Origin of the sequence: Paenibacillus sp. FSL H3-0329 (genome assembly GCF_037963285.1) — a bacterium.
Classification (GTDB): Bacteria; Bacillota; Bacilli; order Paenibacillales; family Paenibacillaceae; genus Paenibacillus_AQ; species Paenibacillus_AQ odorifer.
This window is the reverse complement of record NZ_CP150150.1, coordinates 5,923,062-5,944,249: the sequence shown is the minus strand read 5'-3', so window position 1 is coordinate 5,944,249 and position 21,188 is coordinate 5,923,062. Positions and strand designations below refer to the sequence as shown.

13 protein-coding genes, 16 tRNA genes and 2 rRNA genes are annotated in these 21,188 nt (G+C 46.8%); 29 read left to right on the top strand and 2 right to left on the bottom strand.

All coding sequences use genetic code 11. The features are described 5' to 3' along the window. The first annotated feature begins 11 nt into the window (after positions 1–11). Positions 12–1,733 (top strand): glycosyl hydrolase family 18 protein, encoded by a 1,722-nt coding sequence (locus tag NSQ66_RS26230; RefSeq protein WP_339279474.1) that lies wholly within the window; start codon positions 12–14, stop codon positions 1,731–1,733. A gap of 117 nt (positions 1,734–1,850) precedes the next feature. On the opposite strand, the gene NSQ66_RS26225 is transcribed toward NSQ66_RS26230, so the two are convergent. Next, the gene (locus NSQ66_RS26225; protein ID WP_036680151.1) at positions 1,851–2,216 is read right to left on the bottom strand and encodes a DUF2614 family zinc ribbon-containing protein; all 366 of its coding nucleotides are present in this window, start codon (positions 2,214–2,216) and stop codon (positions 1,851–1,853) included. A 127-nt stretch (positions 2,217–2,343) separates the two neighbouring features. Here NSQ66_RS26225 and NSQ66_RS26220 point away from each other — a divergent pair, with 127 nt between their 5' ends. The 19 genes from NSQ66_RS26220 to NSQ66_RS26130 all read left to right on the top strand — a co-directional run bounded on the left by NSQ66_RS26220 (position 2,344) and on the right by NSQ66_RS26130 (position 9,949). Then, positions 2,344–3,222, top strand: coding sequence for a nucleotidyltransferase-like protein (locus NSQ66_RS26220; RefSeq protein WP_036680149.1), 879 nt, complete (start codon positions 2,344–2,346; stop codon positions 3,220–3,222). Between the two features lie 426 nt (positions 3,223–3,648). Continuing rightward, positions 3,649–5,206, top strand: a 16S ribosomal RNA gene (locus tag NSQ66_RS26215). A 232-nt stretch (positions 5,207–5,438) separates the two neighbouring features. After that, positions 5,439–8,365: ribosomal RNA gene (locus tag NSQ66_RS26210) — 23S ribosomal RNA — on the top strand. Together the 16S and 23S rRNA genes with 16 tRNA genes alongside form the textbook arrangement of a ribosomal RNA operon. A 61-nt stretch (positions 8,366–8,426) precedes the next feature. Next, a tRNA-Asn gene (locus tag NSQ66_RS26205) sits at positions 8,427–8,502 on the top strand. A gap of 3 nt (positions 8,503–8,505) precedes the next feature. Next, a tRNA-Ser gene (locus NSQ66_RS26200) sits at positions 8,506–8,598 on the top strand. Between the two features lie 18 nt (positions 8,599–8,616). Continuing rightward, a tRNA-Glu gene (locus NSQ66_RS26195) sits at positions 8,617–8,691 on the top strand. Between the two features lie 55 nt (positions 8,692–8,746). Continuing rightward, positions 8,747–8,822: transfer RNA gene (locus NSQ66_RS26190), tRNA-Val, on the top strand. A gap of 17 nt (positions 8,823–8,839) precedes the next feature. Continuing rightward, positions 8,840–8,916: transfer RNA gene (locus tag NSQ66_RS26185), tRNA-Met, on the top strand. A gap of 25 nt (positions 8,917–8,941) precedes the next feature. Then, positions 8,942–9,019, top strand: a tRNA-Asp gene (locus NSQ66_RS26180). Positions 9,020–9,029: 10 nt separating this feature from the next. Then, positions 9,030–9,105, top strand: a tRNA-Phe gene (locus NSQ66_RS26175). Between the two features lie 28 nt (positions 9,106–9,133). Beyond that, positions 9,134–9,209, top strand: a tRNA-Thr gene (locus NSQ66_RS26170). Positions 9,210–9,214: 5 nt separating this feature from the next. Beyond that, positions 9,215–9,300: transfer RNA gene (locus NSQ66_RS26165), tRNA-Tyr, on the top strand. 6 nt (positions 9,301–9,306) lie between these two features. Then, a tRNA-Trp gene (locus NSQ66_RS26160) sits at positions 9,307–9,380 on the top strand. Between the two features lie 23 nt (positions 9,381–9,403). Next, positions 9,404–9,479, top strand: a tRNA-His gene (locus NSQ66_RS26155). Positions 9,480–9,522: 43 nt separating this feature from the next. Continuing rightward, a tRNA-His gene (locus NSQ66_RS26150) sits at positions 9,523–9,598 on the top strand. An 18-nt stretch (positions 9,599–9,616) separates the two neighbouring features. Then, positions 9,617–9,691 (top strand) — tRNA-Gln (locus NSQ66_RS26145). 6 nt (positions 9,692–9,697) lie between these two features. Then, positions 9,698–9,772 (top strand) — tRNA-Gly (locus NSQ66_RS26140). 10 nt (positions 9,773–9,782) lie between these two features. After that, a tRNA-Cys gene (locus NSQ66_RS26135) sits at positions 9,783–9,856 on the top strand. Between the two features lie 14 nt (positions 9,857–9,870). Next, a tRNA-Leu gene (locus NSQ66_RS26130) sits at positions 9,871–9,949 on the top strand. A 137-nt stretch (positions 9,950–10,086) separates the two neighbouring features. On the opposite strand, the gene NSQ66_RS26125 is transcribed toward NSQ66_RS26130, so the two are convergent. Beyond that, positions 10,087–10,842 carry an AraC family transcriptional regulator gene (locus NSQ66_RS26125; RefSeq protein WP_076213729.1) on the bottom strand — a complete coding sequence of 252 codons (756 nt, stop codon included), beginning with the start codon at positions 10,840–10,842 and terminating at the stop codon, positions 10,087–10,089. Between the two features lie 329 nt (positions 10,843–11,171). On the opposite strand from NSQ66_RS26125, the gene NSQ66_RS26120 reads away from it, so the two are divergent. From NSQ66_RS26120 to NSQ66_RS26080, 9 genes are all read left to right on the top strand, one after another. After that, positions 11,172–12,311: a BMP family ABC transporter substrate-binding protein gene (locus NSQ66_RS26120; RefSeq protein WP_076213726.1), complete on the top strand. Its 1,140-nt coding sequence runs from the start codon at positions 11,172–11,174 to the stop codon at positions 12,309–12,311. Between the two features lie 117 nt (positions 12,312–12,428). Continuing rightward, complete coding sequence (locus NSQ66_RS26115; protein WP_076213723.1) at positions 12,429–13,991, top strand: ABC transporter ATP-binding protein; 1,563 nt, start codon at positions 12,429–12,431, stop codon at positions 13,989–13,991. Next, positions 13,984–15,030, top strand: coding sequence for an ABC transporter permease (locus NSQ66_RS26110; protein WP_076213720.1), 1,047 nt, complete (start codon positions 13,984–13,986; stop codon positions 15,028–15,030). The genes NSQ66_RS26115 and NSQ66_RS26110 overlap by 8 nt, the downstream gene beginning before the upstream one ends. After that, entirely contained in the window at positions 15,027–15,965 is a 939-nt protein-coding gene (locus tag NSQ66_RS26105; RefSeq protein ID WP_036685567.1) for an ABC transporter permease, read from the top strand. Before NSQ66_RS26110 ends, NSQ66_RS26105 begins: the two co-directional genes overlap by 4 nt. 40 nt (positions 15,966–16,005) lie before the next feature. Continuing rightward, positions 16,006–16,962 carry a nucleoside hydrolase gene (locus NSQ66_RS26100; protein ID WP_076213717.1) on the top strand — a complete coding sequence of 319 codons (957 nt, stop codon included), beginning with the start codon at positions 16,006–16,008 and terminating at the stop codon, positions 16,960–16,962. Positions 16,963–16,965: 3 nt separating this feature from the next. After that, complete coding sequence (locus NSQ66_RS26095) at positions 16,966–18,363, top strand: ADP-ribosylglycohydrolase family protein (RefSeq protein WP_076213714.1); 1,398 nt, start codon at positions 16,966–16,968, stop codon at positions 18,361–18,363. Positions 18,364–18,849: 486 nt separating this feature from the next. Continuing rightward, positions 18,850–19,611, top strand: a complete 762-nt coding sequence (locus NSQ66_RS26090; protein ID WP_081384339.1) for an ATP-binding cassette domain-containing protein — start codon at positions 18,850–18,852, stop codon at positions 19,609–19,611. Then, entirely contained in the window at positions 19,604–20,266 is a 663-nt protein-coding gene (locus NSQ66_RS26085) for a methionine ABC transporter permease (RefSeq protein ID WP_076141817.1), read from the top strand. Before NSQ66_RS26090 ends, NSQ66_RS26085 begins: the two co-directional genes overlap by 8 nt. Before the next feature lie 42 nt (positions 20,267–20,308). Next, positions 20,309–21,139: a MetQ/NlpA family ABC transporter substrate-binding protein gene (locus NSQ66_RS26080; protein ID WP_036685556.1), complete on the top strand. Its 831-nt coding sequence runs from the start codon at positions 20,309–20,311 to the stop codon at positions 21,137–21,139. Positions 21,140–21,188: the final 49 nt, after the last annotated feature.

Below are 21,188 nucleotides of genomic sequence, written 5' to 3'. Positions count from 1 at the left end.
GAGGATATATTTTGGACAGAAGATATAGACAAAAACGCGTTAAAAAGCGCGGAGGTCTTTTCCGACGCTTTTTTGGACTTTTGCTCATTGCGGCAGCAGCTTATTGGGTTGTGTTTTTTGTATTGCCAAATCGCCAGCACATCGATCCAGACTGGAAAGGCCTAGAACATCCTATCTTCGTAAAAGGAGAGCTAACAGGATATTCCGCATCAGGGACCGGTGATAGCATGCTCTTGCCTTTACCATTACTGCAGGAACATGTGGACTCCTCTATTCGTTATGAAGAAAAGACTAAATCGGTCATCCTATCAACGGAAAGTGAACTTCTATATATGCAAGAGGATAAAACCGATGCTAGTCTGAACAATCGTCCGCTGCAGCTGCGGCTGGCACCTGAAGTTAAGGAGAAGATAACCTATCTTCCTGCAGATGTATTAGAGGACCTTTATGGATTTGAAATTGAAGAGGATACGACCACCGGGGCTGTGCTGTTAATGACAGCAGGGGAGACTGTACCTCTGGGGAAAGTGAAAGGTGAAGCGGGAGATAAGACAGTCGCTCTTCGCAACGAAGCATCGATTCACGCACCCATCGTGGCGGATATGTCCCCGGGAGCCAGTGTGAGTATTTGGAATAAGGAAAATGAGGACTGGCTGTATGTGCAGTTAAGCAGTGGTTACGCGGGTTATGCCAAGGCTAGTGATATTATCTCGGACGGTCAAAAGACAGTGGAACCCAAAAGCACCACTCCCTCACGGGCAGAACGAAGCTGGAAAGGGAAGTCAGTAAATCTGTATTGGGAAGCTGTTTATCAACGTAAACCTGATCCAAGTACATTCGGTGAGCTTCCAGGGGTTAACGTGGCTAGCCCGACTTGGTTCAGTATCATAGATGGTGATGGAAATGTGCGCAGTCAGGCTGACAGTGCGTATGTGCAATGGGCGCATGAGCGCGGGTTGGAAGTGTGGGGGCTGCTCAGCAATAGCTTTGATCCGGACATAACCACTGAGGCATTGTCGAGCTATGAGAAGCGGATGAATGCGATCGTACAGATCCTCGAGTATTCAGATTTATACAAGCTGGATGGAATTAATATTGACTTTGAGAATGTATATACGAAAGACGGGGAGAATGTTACACAATTTATGCGAGAGCTAAAACCTATGGCTCAAGCCAAAAACTTAATCGTCTCCATAGACGTAACCCCTAAATCCAACAGTGAGATGTGGTCAGCTTTCCTTGATCGTAAGGCTCTTAATTCAGTGGTTGATTATCTTATTGTTATGGCTTATGACGAGCATTGGGCGGCTAGTCCTATCGCGGGCTCTGTTGCGTCTCTGCCGTGGGTAGAAAGCTCGTTAAACCGGATCATAGAGGAAGACGATGTACCGCCTGAGAAGCTGATTCTGGGGATTCCACTGTATACTAGAATCTGGACTGAGGCCCAGGTAGATGGCAAGACCAAAGTAAGCTCTAAATCGGTTAGTATGAATGCCGTTGAAAAAATTATTAAAGAGAAGAAGCTAACCCCAACCTTTGATAAGGCAGCTGGGCAGAATTACGTTGAGTATAAGGAAGATGGCGCTCTTAAAAAAATATGGATCGAAGACAATGTTTCCTTAAAAGCTAGAGTTGAGCTTGCTAAGTCTTTAGGGCTTGGTGGCATCGGTTCATGGAATCGCAGCTTTAGTAATCTGTCTGCATGGGAGGCATTACAAGGAATTCATAAGTAATTATTATTTCATTCATAATAAACAAAGGGGCTCCCAATACGGGGGCCCCTTTGTTGTATTAAGCAAATGTTTGATTGCATTATAAATCGCTAGTAATAAGCTTCTGTAAGATGTGTTTTATTGATTAAGCTGCTGACTCTTAAGTTGTTCCGCAGTAATATTGGCCTCAGCTGGATCCATAGTAAGGATGGTATGGCAGAACATACAGCGGTCTGTTTTGCCCAGCATTTTGGTCAGCTTGTGACATTCAGGGCATTCCAGTTGGACTGCGCTAGTTGACAGCATCCCAGCCCAGAAATAGATTGCAAGACTTGCCATCATTGAGATTAAACCGATTACAAGACCGATTCCAGCGAATACTTTTCCAGTTGAGCCCCAAAACACGATGCCCGCTGTACCCAAAACCATAAGTCCCATTCCGAGCATTGTGAGCAGTAATCCCCATGTGCGAAAAGCGTTGATCTTAGCCGTTTTAAACTTCATGAGTGTTTGCTCCTAACTAAATATAGTTGGGTTGTCCAGAAGGAACTGTCTTTCATATGTAGAATAATAATTATAACTGAATTATAACTGACTGGACGCAAAATCGCCAAATTTAATGGAGGGAAGCATGGAACTGTCCAATGTAACTTTGTTGAGTGGAGAAACGTTTGATGAGAATGTTTTAGGAGCGGTCGTTTTGCGGCAGAATGGGGATATTCCGTTTCAAAGCGCACTTCTTCAAGATTTTGATATGATAGTGTTAGTATTGCATGAAGAACAGGATAGAGAGCATATTGTTCGCCATACCATTGCCGGTGACCAACGGACCCAGTCAGTCCATATCGGCCTATTTGCTTTGGAGCAGGCTGTTATGGCAGGGGATAATAACGAACTTCTTATCAGTTTGATGAGGGGGGAAGTGATCTGGGACCCCAAGGGAATACTCGAGGAAATGCGCAGCGAGATATTGCAGTTTGAAGGACCGATCAAGGAACGGGTCGCATTTATGGAGTTTGCCCGCTTTTTGCATATGTATGTGAAATCCAAGCGCTATATAGAGGCTGGCTTTATTATGGATGCTTACAACTGTGTATTGATAGCCTTATATCATTGGGCAAGAATAGAAGTGAGTGAAGTGGGTGCTTTCCCCGAGCCAGCTATTTGGGAGCAGGTTAAAAGCATGAATACCTCTGTTCATAAACTTTATGAGGAGTTAACGGTCAGTACTGAGACCTTAGAGCAACGTGTGGAGCTTGTGCTTCTTGCATGTGAATTTGGGATTATGTCCAAAATGACGGACTGTTGTCTATTGCTCTTTAATATTTTGAATAGCCGTAAGGAAGCATGGAGCATTAAAGAATTACTGCAGCATTCAGGTCTGAGTCAATTAGAGTCTGAACTACCCCTTGTTTTACGAAAGCTGGTTTCTCGTTCGCTAATCCGAGAGATTACATCTTGGGCTGATGTTCACGAGGGAGAAGGGCATGCGATCCGCTATACATTATAGAGATGAATTAGATACAGTAGAAGATGTTTAATTATAGAGAGATGAGCAAGGATAGGGAGAGGCTGAGCACTCTCTTTTTTATTTGTTTACTAATATGAAACGCTCATATTTATTCAGAAAAATTAATGGTTGACTCTTTCCTTGGTCATGTGTTAAATTATAACTCGTCCCTCTGACACAGAGATGTGCTTTCGAAAACATTCGAAAGACAACCGAAAAAAGAAATTAAAAAAAAGGTTGACTAAAACGAGGGTGCTGTGATATATTATAAAGGTCGCTGCTGAACAACACATCGACGAAATAAACGGCTTGATCTTTGAAAACTGAACAACGAGTGAGTAGGAAATCACGCAAGTGAAATCCAAAATTAGAGAATTAATTTTCTCGTCAGATGTTTCAAAATGAGCATATCGCTCTTTTCAATACTAATTGGAGAGTTTGATCCTGGCTCAGGACGAACGCTGGCGGCGTGCCTAATACATGCAAGTCGAGCGGAGTTATTTTGAAAGCTTGCTTTCAAAATAACTTAGCGGCGGACGGGTGAGTAACACGTAGGCAACCTGCCCTTCAGACTGGGATAACTACCGGAAACGGTAGCTAATACCGGATAATTTCTTTTTTCTCCTGAGAGAAGAATGAAAGACGGAGCAATCTGTCACTGAGGGATGGGCCTGCGGCGCATTAGCTAGTTGGTGGGGTAACGGCCCACCAAGGCGACGATGCGTAGCCGACCTGAGAGGGTGAACGGCCACACTGGGACTGAGACACGGCCCAGACTCCTACGGGAGGCAGCAGTAGGGAATCTTCCGCAATGGGCGAAAGCCTGACGGAGCAACGCCGCGTGAGTGATGAAGGTTTTCGGATCGTAAAGCTCTGTTGCCAGGGAAGAACGTCCGGTAGAGTAACTGCTACCGGAGTGACGGTACCTGAGAAGAAAGCCCCGGCTAACTACGTGCCAGCAGCCGCGGTAATACGTAGGGGGCAAGCGTTGTCCGGAATTATTGGGCGTAAAGCGCGCGCAGGCGGCTATTTAAGTCTGGTGTTTAAACCTTGGGCTCAACCTGAGGTCGCACTGGAAACTGGGTGGCTTGAGTACAGAAGAGGAAAGTGGAATTCCACGTGTAGCGGTGAAATGCGTAGATATGTGGAGGAACACCAGTGGCGAAGGCGACTTTCTGGGCTGTAACTGACGCTGAGGCGCGAAAGCGTGGGGAGCAAACAGGATTAGATACCCTGGTAGTCCACGCCGTAAACGATGAGTGCTAGGTGTTAGGGGTTTCGATACCCTTGGTGCCGAAGTTAACACAGTAAGCACTCCGCCTGGGGAGTACGGTCGCAAGACTGAAACTCAAAGGAATTGACGGGGACCCGCACAAGCAGTGGAGTATGTGGTTTAATTCGAAGCAACGCGAAGAACCTTACCAGGTCTTGACATCCCTCTGAATCTGCTAGAGATAGCAGCGGCCTTCGGGACAGAGGAGACAGGTGGTGCATGGTTGTCGTCAGCTCGTGTCGTGAGATGTTGGGTTAAGTCCCGCAACGAGCGCAACCCTTAACTTTAGTTGCCAGCAGGTAATGCTGGGCACTCTAGAGTGACTGCCGGTGACAAACCGGAGGAAGGTGGGGATGACGTCAAATCATCATGCCCCTTATGACCTGGGCTACACACGTACTACAATGGCCGGTACAACGGGAAGCGAAGCCGCGAGGTGGAGCCAATCCCATCAAAGCCGGTCTCAGTTCGGATTGCAGGCTGCAACTCGCCTGCATGAAGTCGGAATTGCTAGTAATCGCGGATCAGCATGCCGCGGTGAATACGTTCCCGGGTCTTGTACACACCGCCCGTCACACCACGAGAGTTTACAACACCCGAAGTCGGTGGGGTAACCCGCAAGGGAGCCAGCCGCCGAAGGTGGGGTAGATGATTGGGGTGAAGTCGTAACAAGGTAGCCGTATCGGAAGGTGCGGCTGGATCACCTCCTTTCTATGGAGAATCGTTCTCTGCAATGAGAACATTCAAATCGGAAGCTAAGCTTCCAAAACTCAGGTTTAGGCCTGTTACTCACTCGTTGCTCAGTTTTGAGAGTTTAAGCTCTCAAGTAAGACTTGATCCTTGAAAACTGGATACCGAAACGAATTTGCGTTTTAGAACATCTTTTAGCAACTTGTGTAAACAAGTAAATGTTATTAGTGAGATTTTTCTTCGGAAGAATCAAGGTTAAGCTAATAAGAGCACACGGAGGATGCCTAGGCGCCAGGAGCCGACGAAGGACGTGGCGAACAACGAAACTGCCTCGGGGAGCTGTAAGCAAGCTTTGATCCGGGGGTGTCCGAATGGGGAAACCCAGCTGTGGTAATTCGCAGTTACTCATACCTGAATACATAGGGTGTGTAGAGGCAGACCAGGGGAACTGAAACATCTAAGTACCCTGAGGAAGAGAAAACAATAGTGATTCCGTCAGTAGCGGCGAGCGAACGCGGAACAGCCTAAACCAAGGGGCTTGCCTCTTGGGGTTGTGGGACGTCTCACATGGAGTTACAAAGGAATATGGTAGGTGAAGAGGTCTGGAAAGGCCCGCGATAGAGGTAAAAGCCCTGTAACCTAAACTGTGTTCTCTCCGAGACGGATCCCGAGTAGTGCGGGGCACGTGAAACCCCGTATGAATCCAGCAGGACCATCTGCTAAGGCTAAATACTACCTGGCGACCGATAGTGAAACAGTACCGTGAGGGAAAGGTGAAAAGCACCCCGGAAGGGGAGTGAAATAGAACCTGAAACCGTGTGCTTACAAAAAGTCAGAGCCCGATCTATGGGTGATGGCGTGCCTTTTGTAGAATGAACCGGCGAGTTACGTTTAACATGCAAGGTTAAGCCGAGAAGGTGGAGCCGCAGCGAAAGCGAGTCTGAATAGGGCGATTTAGTATGTGGACGTAGACCCGAAACCGTGTGATCTACCCCTGTCCAGGGTGAAGGTGCGGTAACACGCACTGGAGGCCCGAACCCACGTACGTTGAAAAGTGCGGGGATGAGGTGGGGGTAGCGGAGAAATTCCAATCGAACTCGGAGATAGCTGGTTCTCCCCGAAATAGCTTTAGGGCTAGCCTCGGTATAAGAGTAGTGGAGGTAGAGCACTGATTGGGTGCGGGGTCCGCAAGGATTACCAAGCTCAGTCAAACTCCGAATGCCATATACTTATTGCCGGGAGTCAGACAGTGAGTGCTAAGATCCATTGTCAAAAGGGAAACAGCCCAGACCATCAGCTAAGGTCCCCAAGTGTGTGTTAAGTGGGAAAGGATGTGGAGTTGCACAGACAACCAGGATGTTGGCTTAGAAGCAGCCACCATTGAAAGAGTGCGTAATAGCTCACTGGTCGAGTGACTCTGCGCCGAAAATGTAACGGGGCTAAACACACCACCGAAGCTATGGCTAGATACGTATGTATCTGGGGTAGGGGAGCGTTGTGTAGGGGTTGAAGGTGTACTGAAAAGAGCGCTGGACACTACACAAGTGAGAATGCCGGTATGAGTAACGAAAAGATCAGTGAGAATCTGATCCGCCGAAAGCCCAAGGTTTCCTGAGGAAGGCTCGTCCGCTCAGGGTAAGTCGGGACCTAAGGCGAGGCCGAAAGGCGTAGTCGAAGGACAACAGTTTGAAATTACTGTACCACCGTAATCCGCTATGAGCGATGGGGTGACGCAGGAGGGTAGTGACGCGGACTGATGGATGTCCGTCTAAGCAGTGAGGCTGATGTGTAGGCAAATCCGCACATCGTTAAGGCTGGGCTGTGATGGGGAGCGAAAATTATAGTAGCGAAGGTCATGATCTCACACTGCCAAGAAAAGCCTCTAGCCAGGAGAAGGTGCCCGTACCGCAAACCGACACAGGTAGGCGAGAAGAGAATTCTAAGGCGCGCGGAAGAACTCTCGTTAAGGAACTCGGCAAAATGACCCCGTAACTTCGGGAGAAGGGGTGCCCCGGTAGTGTGAATAGCACGAGGGGGCCGCAGTGAAAAGGCCCAAGCGACTGTTTAGCAAAAACACAGGTCTGTGCGAAGCCGCAAGGCGAAGTATACGGGCTGACGCCTGCCCGGTGCTGGAAGGTTAAGGGGAGTGGTTAGGGGTAACCCGAAGCTATGAACCGAAGCCCCAGTAAACGGCGGCCGTAACTATAACGGTCCTAAGGTAGCGAAATTCCTTGTCAGGTAAATTCTGACCCGCACGAATGGCGTAACGACTTGGGCGCTGTCTCAACGAGAGATCCGGTGAAATTTTAATACCTGTGAAGATGCAGGTTACCCGCGACAAGACGGAAAGACCCCATGGAGCTTTACTGCAGCTTGATATTGAATTTGGGTACGATCTGTACAGGATAGGTGGGAGCCGTAGAAATCGGAGCGCAAGCTTCGGTGGAGGCGCCGTTGGGATACCACCCTGATCGTATCTAGGTTCTAACCTAGTACCCTTACCGGGTACGGGGACCGTGTCAGGCGGGCAGTTTGACTGGGGCGGTCGCCTCCTAAAGAGTAACGGAGGCGTTCCAAGGTTCCCTCAGAATGGTTGGAAATCATTCGCAGAGTGCAAAGGCATAAGGGAGCTTGACTGCGAGACCTACAAGTCGAGCAGGGACGAAAGTCGGACTTAGTGATCCGGTGGTACCGCATGGAAGGGCCATCGCTCAACGGATAAAAGCTACCCTGGGGATAACAGGCTTATCTCCCCCAAGAGTCCACATCGACGGGGAGGTTTGGCACCTCGATGTCGGCTCATCGCATCCTGGGGCTGAAGTAGGTCCCAAGGGTTGGGCTGTTCGCCCATTAAAGCGGTACGCGAGCTGGGTTCAGAACGTCGTGAGACAGTTCGGTCCCTATCTGTCGTGGGCGCAGGAAATTTGAGAGGAGCTGTCCTTAGTACGAGAGGACCGGGATGGACGTACCGCTGGTGCACCAGTTGTTCCGCCAGGAGCATGGCTGGGTAGCTACGTACGGACGGGATAAGCGCTGAAAGCATCTAAGCGTGAAGCCCCCCTCAAGATGAGATTTCCCAATTAGTAAGACCCCTTGAAGACGACGAGGTAGATAGGTTGGAGGTGGAAGTGCAGCAATGCATGGAGCTGACCAATACTAATCGGTCGAGGGCTTATCCTATACTTAGAATGCAGATTCGTTTCGGATTCAGTTTTCAGGCGATTAAGCCTGGTATGAATATTCCCTGATAGCTCAGTTGGTAGAGCACTCGACTGTTAATCGAGTTGTCACAGGTTCGAGTCCTGTTCGGGGAGCCATATGGAGAGGTGTCCGAGTTTGGCCGAAGGAGCACGATTGGAAATCGTGTAGGCGCCACAAGCGTCTCGAGGGTTCGAATCCCTCTCTCTCCGCCACAAATTTTTAATTAGTATGGCCCGTTGGTCAAGGGGTTAAGACACCTCCCTTTCACGGAGGTAACATGGGTTCGAATCCCATACGGGTCACCAAATTTTCACTTGATTTATCCTAGTGGACTTTGGTACAATAACAATTGTTGTTTATGGAGGCTTAGCTCAGCTGGGAGAGCATCTGCCTTACAAGCAGAGGGTCGGGGGTTCGATCCCCTCAGCCTCCACCATAACATATTTTTACTGACGCGGGGTGGAGCAGCCCGGTAGCTCGTCGGGCTCATAACCCGAAGGCCGCAGGTTCAAATCCTGCCCCCGCAACCAATTAACTTAAGCAATTATATCTTTTGGAACCGTGGTGTAGTTGGCCTAACATGCCTGCCTGTCACGCAGGAGATCGCGGGTTCGAATCCCGTCGGTTCCGCCATTTTCATCATGGCTCGGTAGCTCAGTCGGTAGAGCAGAGGACTGAAAATCCTCGTGTCGGCGGTTCGATTCCGTCCCGAGCCACCATTTATCATCACAAAAGAATGAGTGCCATGCCGGTGTAGCTCAATTGGTAGAGCAACTGACTTGTAATCAGTAGGTTGGGGGTTCAAGTCCTCTCGCCGGCACCATCCTTGGAGGATTAGCGAAGTGGCCAAACGCATCAGACTGTAAATCTGCTCACGTAAGTGTTCGGTGGTTCGAATCCATCATCCTCCACCAGTTTTTAGGGGCATAGTTTAAAGGTAGAACAACGGTCTCCAAAACCGTTGGTGTGGGTTCAATTCCTGCTGCCCCTGCCAAGTTTTTTCTAAAGTTTAATATGGCGGCCGTGGCGAAGGGGTTAACGCACCGGATTGTGGTTCCGGCATTCGTGGGTTCGAGACCCATCGGCCGCCCCATTTTCTTTAAAATGAATAATGGCGACAATATCAACTTAATATGGCGACTGTGGCGAAGGGGTTAACGCACCGGATTGTGGTTCCGGCATTCGTGGGTTCGAGACCCATCAGTCGCCCCATTTACTTTAAAATGTTATTGGGGATTAGCCAAGCGGTAAGGCAACGGACTTTGACTCCGTCACTCATAGGTTCGAATCCTATATCCCCAGCCATTTTATGCGGACGTGGCTCAGCGGTAGAGCATCGCCTTGCCAAGGCGAGGGTCGCGGGTTCGATTCCCGTCGTCCGCTCCAAAATTTACATGGCGCCATAGCCAAGTGGTAAGGCAAAGCTCTGCAAAAGCTTTATCCCCAGTTCAAATCTGGGTGGCGCCTCCATTTAGTTCATATGTGCCGGCGTGGCGGAATGGCAGACGCGCTCGACTCAAAATCGAGTGGGAAACCGTGGAGGTTCGAGTCCTCTCGCCGGTATCTTAAAAAGGTTAGTAAGATTGCTTTTATAAGCAATCTTACTAACCTTTTTTCTTTATGTTCTTAGTTTTACAGGATTAAGCCGTTGAATAGAGGAGTTTCTCTATTTCAACGGCTTTTTTTAATCTGATTAGTGATTAACCTGATTGATTATTAATGCGGAATGCTCGCGGGGTATGACCTATTTCTCGTTTAAACATATTGCAGAATTGGGCATCGTTCACAAAACCTGCAGCAGCAGATACTTCAGAGATTTGCATCTGAGTATGACGTAATAGAGATTTTGCATACTCCAGGCGTTTTAACAGCAAATACCGCAGGGGTGAGGACCCGAAACGTTCTTTAAATAGATGGCGAAAACGATCGTAGCTATATCCGGACATTTCTGATAGTGTTTCGACGGACAATTTATGGCGATAATGCTCATTCATATAATTAAGGACATATTGTACTCGATCTTCTGTTGGGGATTGATATCCAGAGGCACTAAGAAGCCTCATAAGATGGACGGTAATCTCGCTCATTTGTAGGTTTAGAAGCTCAGAGAATCCGTCTTGCTTACGTGTAAACTCTGCTTTCATTCGCAGCAGGATTTGAAGAACGGTCTGATCTTTATCATCTTCATATACGCCGAGCAGATTACTCATATTAGGGTGTACCGAGTGGAAGCCTACAAATAATACATTTGCATCCTCACGGTGGTGCTCGTCATGTTTATGATTGGGTGGCACAAGCGCGAAAGAAGAGGAGCGAAAATGGTAACTTCGTGGGCCAACATTGGTTGTCCCTACCCCCTGTAAATAATAGACCAGTTCGTAGCATTCATGCTGGTGTGGAGGGATATAAGTATTTAGCTCATGTGTGGCACTTACAATATATAGAACACGATCCATGATGATCCTCCAATACTTATGTTTTAGCCGAATCGTACAAAACTATGACCGAAATCATATAATTATTTTTAATAATATTTGTTATGATCGTATCAATAAATCCGAAAGTTCGCAACCTGACTGGCCATCTCGTTCGGAAATAAAGCGGATTATTAATAATAATGGTATTTTTATTGCTATTTTTGAGCCTAAACGTTAAATTTATTACTTTTAATGATACTTTATTTGGAAAAAAGAGAATTTCCATTTGAACCGTGAATTATACAATGGGTGAAGATGGGGATTCTGCCGGATTACTAACCAACTAAAATTAGGGGTGGAATAGAGTAATGAATAAAAAAGTTCTTTCTTTGTTGTTATTAATGGTGATGGTTCTGGTCACAGCATGTGGGAATAACACGTCCAATAACGGTTCTTCTGCGAATACTGGATCAAACGCTGCTGAGGGTGGAGAAAAAGGTTCAGGGGATAAACTCAAGGTTGTATTGCTGATTCCGGGGACACTTGGGGATAAATCATTTTTTGATTCCGCTAATAACGGCTTGCAAAAGGTTAAGAATGAACTAGGTGCAGTAACAAAGGTTGTTGAAATGGGCGTTGATAAAACGAAATGGGAGCCTACATTTAACGATATCGCTTCCGAGGATTGGGATGTAATTATTTCTGGCGGTTCTGAAATTACAGAGATGTTTAATGCAACGGCAGAATTGTATCCAGACAAAAAATTCATTAATTATGATACCGACATCGATGAAGCACCAGATAACATGTACAACATGTCTTATGCGACAAATGAAGTATCTTTCTTGGCAGGTGCCGTAGCAGCATTAGCTACACAATCGGATATGCCGAATGCTACCCCTGAGAATGTGATTGGGTTTGTGGGCGGTATGGATATTCCGGGGATTAATGCTTTCTTGGTCGGCTACATTCAAGGTGCTCAGTATGTTGATCCTGATGTAAAAGTGGCTGTGTCGTACGCTGGTGATTTTGTTAACCCGGCAAAAGGTAAGGAACTGTCTCTAATTCAATATAACTCCGGTGTGGATGTTATTTTTAACGTGGCTGGGGGTACAGGTCTTGGGATCTTTGACGCAGCTAAAGAGAAGAAAAAATATGCAATCGGTGTAGACTCCGATCAGGCAATGTTGATTAACGATACGGATAGTGAAAAAGCAAATCTAATCGTTACTTCATCTATTAAAAAGATTGATACGGCTATTCTAGGTGCAGTGAAGAGATTGCAAGAGGGTACGCTAGAAATGGGCAAACGTGATGTGTTGAGCTTTGTAGATGATGGTGTAGGTATTGCTGAGAATGATATTTATAAAAATGTATTCCCGGCTGATCTTCAGGCCAAGGTTGAAGAAGTGAAGCAAAAGCTGATCAATAAAGAAATTAAAGTGGATAATGCGATGGGGATGGAAACTGCAGAGGTAGAAGCTATTCGTAACGCAGTTAAGCCTTAAGCTTTAAATCTTAAGATCAGCTCTATAGAGATAAACCTACAGTTGGAGATTCTTCTAGTCAGGGGAATTCCAGCTGTATATTTTTGCAGACCTCCAAGTTGAAAGGCGTTGAGACCTATGTACAAAGCTCTGCTGGAAATGCGGGGAATTACCAAGGTATATCCCAATGGCGTCGTTGCAAATAAAGACGTGCATTTTTCTTTACGTGAGGGAGAAATACATGCGATTGCAGGTGAGAACGGTGCTGGTAAATCGACTTTAATGAAAATTATGTTCGGCATGGAAGAGCCAAGTGAAGGCGAGATCTATATCAAGGGTGAAAAAGTGAAGCTGCAATCCGCTCAGGACGCCATTGATAGAGGCATCGGCATGGTCCACCAGCATTTCATGTTGGTACCTTCGTTTACGGTGGCAGAGAATATGGTGCTGGGTATGGAGCCGCGCAGAGGAGTTGGCATTAATTATGCCGAGGCTGTGCGCATGACGGAAGAGACCGCAAGGAAATACAATCTGGCCGTGGATCCTAAAGCAAAAGTAGAGGATCTTACAGTTGGGATGAAGCAAAAGGTTGAGATTCTTAAGGCGCTGCTGCGTGGTGCGAAAATTCTGGTGCTTGATGAGCCGACTGCGGTGTTGACTCCACAGGAAACAGAGGAATTGTTCCGCGAGCTTAAGCAATTAAGGGAACAGGGTCATACGATAGTTTTTATTTCGCACAAATTAAAGGAAGTCAAAGCGATTTGCGACAGAATTACGATTATGCGCAGCGGCCGTAGTGAAGGTGTTTTTCAAACACAGGATGTGACAGAACAGGAAATCTCGCGACTAATGGTCGGCAGAGACGTCGTGCTGAAATATGACAAAGAGATTCTGGCTGTTAGTGAGCCAGTACTAACGGTGCAGGGACTCAGTGTGAATGATGCAGATGGCAAAGCATTATTGTCGGATATCAATTTTGCGGTACGTGGTGGGCAGATCGTTGGGATTGCTGGTGTAGAAGGCAACGGGCAGACACAGCTCATTGAAGCTCTTACAGGTAGCTTGAGAGGTGTCTCAAGTCAGGGCTCTGTACTAGTGAAGGGAAAGGATATCCGTGAATCGGATATTTTGGATATTCGTAAGCTAGGCGTTTCCTATATACCGGAGGATCGGATGCGGCAAGGGATCGCTAGTGAGGCAAGCATAGCTGATAATCTGCTATCTACTCAGTATCGTACAAAAGCAATGAATAAAGGTCTTTTTTTGAATGGCTCACGAATTGCCAAGCTAGCAGTATCCCTTGTAGAGGAATTTAAAGTCCGCTGTTCAGGACCTTCTCAGCCCATAGGAATGTTGTCAGGTGGTAACATGCAGAAGGTAGTCGTAGCTAGAGAGTGTTCGACTGAACCGCAGCTGCTTATTGCAGAACAGCCGACACGGGGTGTGGATATAGGCGCAGCCCAGTTTATACATCAAAAGTTGTTGGAATTACGTTCAGACGATTGCGCGATTTTGTTAGTGTCGGCAGATTTGAATGAGATCTTGGAGATCAGCGATAGTCTGTTAGTGATGTACGAGGGTAAGATTGTTGCCTTTTTCGAGGAGCCATCTAAGGTTAGTGAGGAAGAATTAGGTCTTTATATGCTGGGGATTCATCGACAGAACGAGGAGCACATCGGGAGGGCCGTAAATCATGTTTAAAGTTAAATATTTTGAGTACATTCGGACATCGGCGGTAATCGTTATTGCACTCGCTATTGCCTTTCTGATCATCTCTTTGGTCAGTAATCAGCCTGTGAAGACGATTGGTATATTCCTATTAGAGCCGTTATCCAGTAAAGGTCATATTGGTAATGTGATTGAGATGGCGATTCCGCTCATGTTCACTGGGTTGGCAGTATCCTTGTTGTTTCGAGCCAATATGTTCAACCTGGGAGCTGAAGGGATTTTCTATTTCTCCGGTGTTGTAACTTCCGTATTGGCTATTCATTTAACGTTGGACGGCTGGCTGCATCCGATGGTAGCTATTGCTGCAGGTTCAATTGTTGGAGCCTTGCTCTCGGCAATACCTGGTATTCTGAAGGCAAAATGGAATGCTAATGAGTTGGTTACATCCTTAATGTTCAATAATATTTTGTTCGGAGTAGGGCTATACCTACTGAACTATCATCTACGTGATGCTAAAGCTTTTGCCAATGTATCCTACAAATTCGAGAAAACGGCACTGCTGAGTAAAATGGTCTCGGGCACCCGGATTCATACCGGTCTTATTATCGTTATCGTGCTTATTATTGCAGCTCATCTATTCCTATACAAAACGAAATGGGGATATGAGCTGCGCATGACAGGCATCAACCGGGACTTTGCCCGTTATTCCGGTATGAAGACAGCCAAGGTTATTATTCTCGTTCACTTGATTGCAGGTTTTATCGCAGGTATGGGGGGTTCCGTAGAAGTGCTGGGGATGTATAACCGTTTCCAATGGACGTCACTGCCTGGTTATGGTTTGGATGGTGCCCTTGTAGCGATGTTAGCCAAAAATAATCCGCTGTCCGTAATCGGCTCTGCATTGTTCCTAGCGTACATTCGAATTGGGGCTGACATGATGTCGCGACTGTCTGATGTACCTTCAGAGATGATCTCAATTATACAGGCAATTATCATTCTTCTGATTTCGGCTGAGCAATTTCTGAAGTTCTGGAAAAATCGGATGCTCTTGAAGGAGGCGAAGGAAGCGTGAATAGTTTGTTTGATGTAATTTTTACAACTGACTTTGCGTTCTCTGTCCTTCGCGTGACGACTCCGATTCTGTTCGCCGCGCTCGGCGCACTCATCTCCAACCGTGCAGGGATCATTAACATTGGGATGGAGGGCATCATGCTTGTTGCCGCTTTAGCGGGTGTCATCATAAGCAGCTATACGCATAGCGCGTGGGTAGGTCTGCTTGGGGCGGTGCTGTCTGGAACATTGATCGCTGGAATATTAGCTTTTTTCACCCTGAAATTCAAAACACATATCATTCTCGGGGGTGTGGCCATTAATATGTTCGCTTCGGGAGGAACTGTGTTTATCCTCTATCTGCTTAGTGGCGACAAGGGTTCTTCCACTTCTCTGGCGAGTAAAGTTTTGCCTAGTGTCCAGATTCCTTTGTTGAAGGATATCCCGGTGCTTGGACCTATTTTATCGGGGCATCACATTCTGACGTATGTTTCTATATTGGCTGTGTTTGTTGTCTACTATCTATTAAATCGTACACCGCTTGGACTGCGCATTCGTTCAGTGGGCGAAAATCCACATGCGGCTCAATCCGTGGGTGTAAGTGTTGTGAAAATACAGTATATGGCTTTGCTGCTTAGCGGATTTTTTGCCGGTTTAGGCGGTGCTTATATGTCGATGGGGTATTTGTCACTGTTTACCCGCGATATGATCGCTGGCCGGGGCTGGATTGCCATTGCCGCTGAGTCGATGGGAAGAAGTACGACCGTAGGCACGGCGCTGACCTCTTTATTATTTGGTACTGCAGATGCATTGTCGAATGCTCTACAGGTGTTGAAGATTCCTGCGGAGCTAATCGCTACTCTACCTTATGTAGCCACAGTAATTGGACTTGTGATCTACGCAGTATCTGAGACACGAAAAAAGAATAAAAAACTTAAAAGCCCGCTAGTTAAATAGCGATTGAAATGATTGATACACAGACAAGGAGTGAGTAACTATGCCAACACCTATTATTATTGACTGCGATCCAGGGCATGATGACGCAATAGCGATACTGCTTGCCATAGCAAATTCGGAGAAGTTAGATCTGCGCGGGATTACAACGGTTGGTGGAAACCAAATTTTAGATAAAATCACGGAAAACGCCCTGAAGGTGATCAGCTTCGTGAATGCTGACATTCCTGTAGCTAAAGGGGCTGCTGGCCCACTGTTCGGCAAGCTTGTTACAGGTGAGGAAGCGCATGGTGAATCGGGCATGGATGGGCCGCTTTTGCCCCCAAGTAAATTCCGCCCTGTAGAGCAGGGTGCTGTGGAGTTTATGCTGAATATCATCCGTTCTTCAGAGGAGAAGATTACGCTCGTGCCGATGGCTCCTTTAACAAATATCGCACTGCTAATCACGGCTTATCCAGAGATTAAAGACAGAATTGAAAAAATCTCACTGATGGGCGGAGGTATCTCTTATGGGAATGTCACCTCTACTGCGGAGTTTAATATCTATGTAGATCCTGAAGCAGCCCGTATTGTGTTTGAGTCGGGGATTCCGATCACAATGAGTGGTCTGGATGTGACCGATAAGGCTGCTATTTTTGAAGATGAGATCCTAGCATTGAAAGAGCGGGGACCAGTGTCTACAATGGTCGGAGAATTGCTGGATTTCTATTCGATTTACGGTAAAAAAATGGGCTATGTCGGCAGTGCGCTGCATGATCCATGTGCTGTTGCCTGGCTGCTGCATCCGGAACTATTTGAATTTGAGCATCTATATGTAACGGTGGAGACAGAAGGCAAGCTGACGCGGGGAATGACAGTTGCAGACAGACGGAAGAAGACGGATCGTCCAGCGAATGTGCAAGTATTGGTGGGAGTTGACCGGGAAGCATTTATGAAGCTGATCTTTGATTCACTGGAAAAGCTTGATCAAGAGCTGCTGCTAGCGGCTGAAGGGAAGTAGCCTATGGCAGGATGGGAGAGACTTCAAGAGACCGTGCAGTTTGAAATTGCTCAGCGTGGAGAAGAAGGTTGCGAGATTGATGGGTTCGCGGATAAGCTAGCGGCTGCTGGTGCTGAGGAGCTCAAGCTGATGCAGGTATACAATGAGCTAATGGAGCTTACGATCAGTGAGGATTTTCCGTATCAAGAGCCATCCTCTCTGGAGGAGATTCGTCAACTACGTCCAGAAGGCCCACGTAAGCTTGAGGCGGACTGGAGCGAAGCGGAATGGAGAGATAAGTTCTATGGAGCCTGGCTCGGTAGAAGTGTCGGCTGCGCACTCGGGAAACCGCTGGAGTATTGGGACTATCTCTATGGGAAAGATGGCCGTCCGGGCTGGGAGAATATTGAGCTATGGTTTCAGGGTGCGGACGCCTGGCCAATTACTGGCTATACGCCTGGGCATTCACGGGCAGAGGCTGAATATGGTCTTGGCTTAAGCGAATGGACACATGCCAGTACCCGCGAGACGATCAAGTATATGGAAAGCGATGACGATATTCGTTACACTGTCCTGGGTCTTATGCTGCTGGAACAGAAAGGTCTGAACTGGGATTCTTGGGATATCGGAAAGCTGTGGCATACACATTTAACATATAGTCAGGTGTGCACGGCGGAGACACAGTCATATATGAATTTTGCGCAGGAGACCTCTCATCTGCATGGCGAGAAGCCTGCGGATTGGCTGGTGCGGCAGGAAAGAGTGCGGATGCACTTAAACCCTTACCGCGAGTGGATTGGTGCCGCTATACGCGCAGATGGACTGGCTTATGGTGCAGCAGGTTATCCTGAGCTTGCGGCAGAATTAGGCTGGCGTGATGCTTCATTTTCACATGTGAAAAATGGCATCTACGGTGAGATGTTTAATGCGGCGATGATATCGGCAGCTTTTGCAGAGAAGGATAATGAACGGATCCTAGAGATTGGCCTTAGTGAGATTCCGCGTACCAGTCGTCTTGCCAGTGATGTTTTGCGGGGGATAGATATTGCGCAGAAGGCCAAAAGCGAGCGGGACTTGGTTCGTAACATTTGGGATACTTTTAGCCACTATGATGCGGTCCATACAAATAATAATGCTGCTCTTGTAGCCGCGTCGCTTGTTTATGGCGGGAATGATTTTGAAAAAACAGTCGTCACTTCCGTATACGGTGGAATGGATACAGACTGTAACGGGGCAACTGTGGGCTCAATTATGGGAGCGAAGCTTGGAGCAAGTAAGTTGCCGGCTTCATGGATTGAACCGCTTCACGATACGTTATATGCGGATCTGCCCGGATTTCATCCGATTGCGATTTCGGAATGTGCGGAACGCAGCTACCAAGTGTTCTTGAAGATTCGCAGAGAGCTTGGCGAAAAGGCATAAAAGATTTAGCGAGTATGGGACTCGATAGATCAGGGATTCAGGGATTACTATATGAATTATGGGATGTCTTAAGCTACCGGCTTAGACATCCTTTTTTGCGTAACAGCAGGTCTTTAAATCACACTCCAACGAACCAAATGTAGCTTTAACTGCATTTCATACACTAAAAAAAACCAAATATGGCTATATTAACAGTGGAGCGTTTAGTGGTGGGGCAATAGGAGAATCATGATTTCAAGAGGGAAGGATTACCTTTGCTAACCCTTTTTATTTTGTTAATAAATGTGTAAAAAGAGCCCGGTATAAAGGGTTTTTAGGTTTTTATCAAACTTCCTGGTATATCATTTAAATAAAAATGATGACACAGCAGAAGAAATGTCTTATTATTTAAGGAGATTTTTAATAAAACAGATTTTAGAAAATTGTAATACAATGTCTCACTTCATGGAGGTTCATTATATAAGGGAAAGGAAGGGGGAGCTTCTAATACTGTCGCTGAGTCGGGTAAGTAAAGGGTTCAAGCTGAAGGAAGGCATCTATCAGGCTGTGGATGAGGTATCGCTGGAGGTAAAGCAGGGATCCATTCACGGGATCATTGGTGAGAGTGGTGCGGGGAAATCTACGCTGCTGCGACTGATGAATCTTCTGGAACAGCCGGATCAGGGAACGGTTACTGTAGATGGCCACAACCTGACCGAAATGCCTAGTAAAGCACTGCGTAAAGCAAGGCAAAAGATTGGAATGATCTTTCAACAATTTAATCTTGTTTATAACGTCACAGTAGAGCGGAATGTTTCGATCCCGCTGGAGCTGGCAGATGTCCCAAAGCATGAACGAATGAAACGTGTGAAGGAGTGTCTGGATTTTGTTGGACTGGCAGATAAGGCAAAACAATATCCGGCACAGCTCAGCGGAGGACAACGTCAGCGTGTTGCGATTGCCCGCGCGCTAGTGAACAGTCCGGGAATATTGCTATGTGACGAGCCAACGTCCTCTCTGGACCCAGGAACCACTACTGATATCTTGAACGTGCTGAAGCATGTGAATTCAAGTCTTGGAGTAACGGTTGTTATTGTTACGCATGAGATGGATGTTGTCAAAAGCATATGTACTCATGTATCGGTGATGGAAAAAGGGCGCATTGTAGATTCATTCTCTCGTGAAGACGGTGAATTCCGTCCAGCAGCAGCCAGCACCGGGACATACCGCGATCAGATTCTTGGTAAAGCGGGGGAAGGTCATGTTTGACAGTGTACTTCAATATCAGGCACAGATGTGGGATTCGATCGGTGAAACCTTTGTGATGGTTGGTATTTCTGTTGGGGCGGCAGTACTGCTGGGGCTTCCGCTGGGCACCTTGTTGTTTTTTTTCCGAAAAGGGCAGCTTTATGAGAATACAACGTTGTCTCTGGTGCTCAACAGTATCGTTAATATTATCCGCTCGTTTCCGTTCCTGCTGCTGGTCGTTGCGCTAATTCCAGTCACTCGTTTCCTGGTCGGGACCGCCATTGGGACGATTGCAGCAGCGGTTCCATTATCTATAATCGCTATTGCCTATTATGCTCGGTTAGTGGAGCAGTCGTTGCTGGAGGTTCCTAAAGGGGTCATTGAAGCAGCATTATCGATGGGAGCCTCGAGGCTGGGCTTGATCTTTAAATTTTTGTACGTGGAAGCTCGTTCGGGTCTAGTCCTTGGACTTACTACTTCTACAATTAGTTTTATCTCCTTCTCGACCGTGATGGGAGTTGTTGGTGGGGGAGGGGTTGGTGATTTCGCTATCCGTTATGGTTATCAGCGTTTTGAGACGGAAGTGATGATCTATGCCATTCTAGTGATGATTGTATTGGTCCAATTGGTTCAGTTCACTGGGGGGACTATCGCAAGGCTGTTGGATAAGCGTTAATACAAAATAGTTCAATATATAAACTGGGGGTTAGTAGTACTAATGAAAAAATCAATGATACTTGTGCTTACATTAATGGTATTGGTCGTAGCGGGTTGTGGCTCTAATAAAGCAGCCGAGAATAATGCTGCAAAAGGTAGTAATGATGAGTTAACCAAATTAAAGATCGCTACACTGATCCCACCTATGACAGAAATTCTGGATATTGTGAAGCCGCTCCTTAAGGAAGATGGCATTGATCTGGAGATCGTTGTTCTCTCTGACAATGTGCAGCCTAATGAGGCTTTAGCTAATAAAGAGGTAGACGCTAACTTTTTCCAACACGTTCCTTATATGAAGCAATATAATGAAAGCAAAGGCTCTAATCTGGTAGAGGTACAGCCTGTCTATGACGCTATTTATGGCGGATACTCCAAACGTTACAAGACTATAGCTGATCTTCCTGAAGGGGCTACGCTTGTAATGGCTAATGATCCATCTAACATCGGTCGTTCATTGCAAATGTTCGCTGCAGCTGATCTTATTAAGCTAAAAGAAGGCGTAGGCATTCAAGCCACACAAGCAGACATTACTGAGAATCCAAAAAAATTCAAGTTTGAAGAAGTCGATCTCCTAATGCTGGCCCGTATGCTTGATGATGGCGATTTAGTAGCCATGACTCCGGCTTATGCGAGCCCACTAGGATTGACACCGAAGAAAGATGCGCTGATTACGGAAGGCGAAGATTCCGAATTCACAATTACTTTGGTGGCACGTGAAGACAACAAGGATTCTGACGCCATTCAAAAGCTGGCTAAACGGATCAGCGGTCCTGAAGTGAAGAAGTTCCTTGAGGATAATTACGCGGATATTGCGTTGCCTGCGTTTAAATAAGCTGAATATGGATCTATAAAAAAAGGGCAGCCCGGCGATATTTACCGGG

Excerpts from the sequence above, each read along its gene's own strand:
- NSQ66_RS26100 (WP_076213717.1), top strand. The coding sequence starts at position 16,006 with ATGCCAACACCTATTATTATTGACTGCGATCCAGGGCATGATGACGCA.
- NSQ66_RS26095 (WP_076213714.1), top strand. The coding sequence starts at position 16,966 with ATGGCAGGATGGGAGAGACTTCAAGAGACCGTGCAGTTTGAAATTGCT.
- NSQ66_RS26115 (WP_076213723.1), top strand. The coding sequence starts at position 12,429 with ATGTACAAAGCTCTGCTGGAAATGCGGGGAATTACCAAGGTATATCCC.
- NSQ66_RS26125 (WP_076213729.1), bottom strand. The coding sequence starts at position 10,842 with ATGGATCGTGTTCTATATATTGTAAGTGCCACACATGAGCTAAATACT.
- NSQ66_RS26120 (WP_076213726.1), top strand. The coding sequence starts at position 11,172 with ATGAATAAAAAAGTTCTTTCTTTGTTGTTATTAATGGTGATGGTTCTG.
- NSQ66_RS26080 (WP_036685556.1), top strand. The coding sequence starts at position 20,309 with ATGAAAAAATCAATGATACTTGTGCTTACATTAATGGTATTGGTCGTA.
- NSQ66_RS26225 (WP_036680151.1), bottom strand. The coding sequence starts at position 2,216 with ATGAAGTTTAAAACGGCTAAGATCAACGCTTTTCGCACATGGGGATTA.
- NSQ66_RS26085 (WP_076141817.1), top strand. The coding sequence starts at position 19,604 with ATGTTTGACAGTGTACTTCAATATCAGGCACAGATGTGGGATTCGATC.
- NSQ66_RS26110 (WP_076213720.1), top strand. The coding sequence starts at position 13,984 with ATGTTTAAAGTTAAATATTTTGAGTACATTCGGACATCGGCGGTAATC.
- NSQ66_RS26220 (WP_036680149.1), top strand. The coding sequence starts at position 2,344 with ATGGAACTGTCCAATGTAACTTTGTTGAGTGGAGAAACGTTTGATGAG.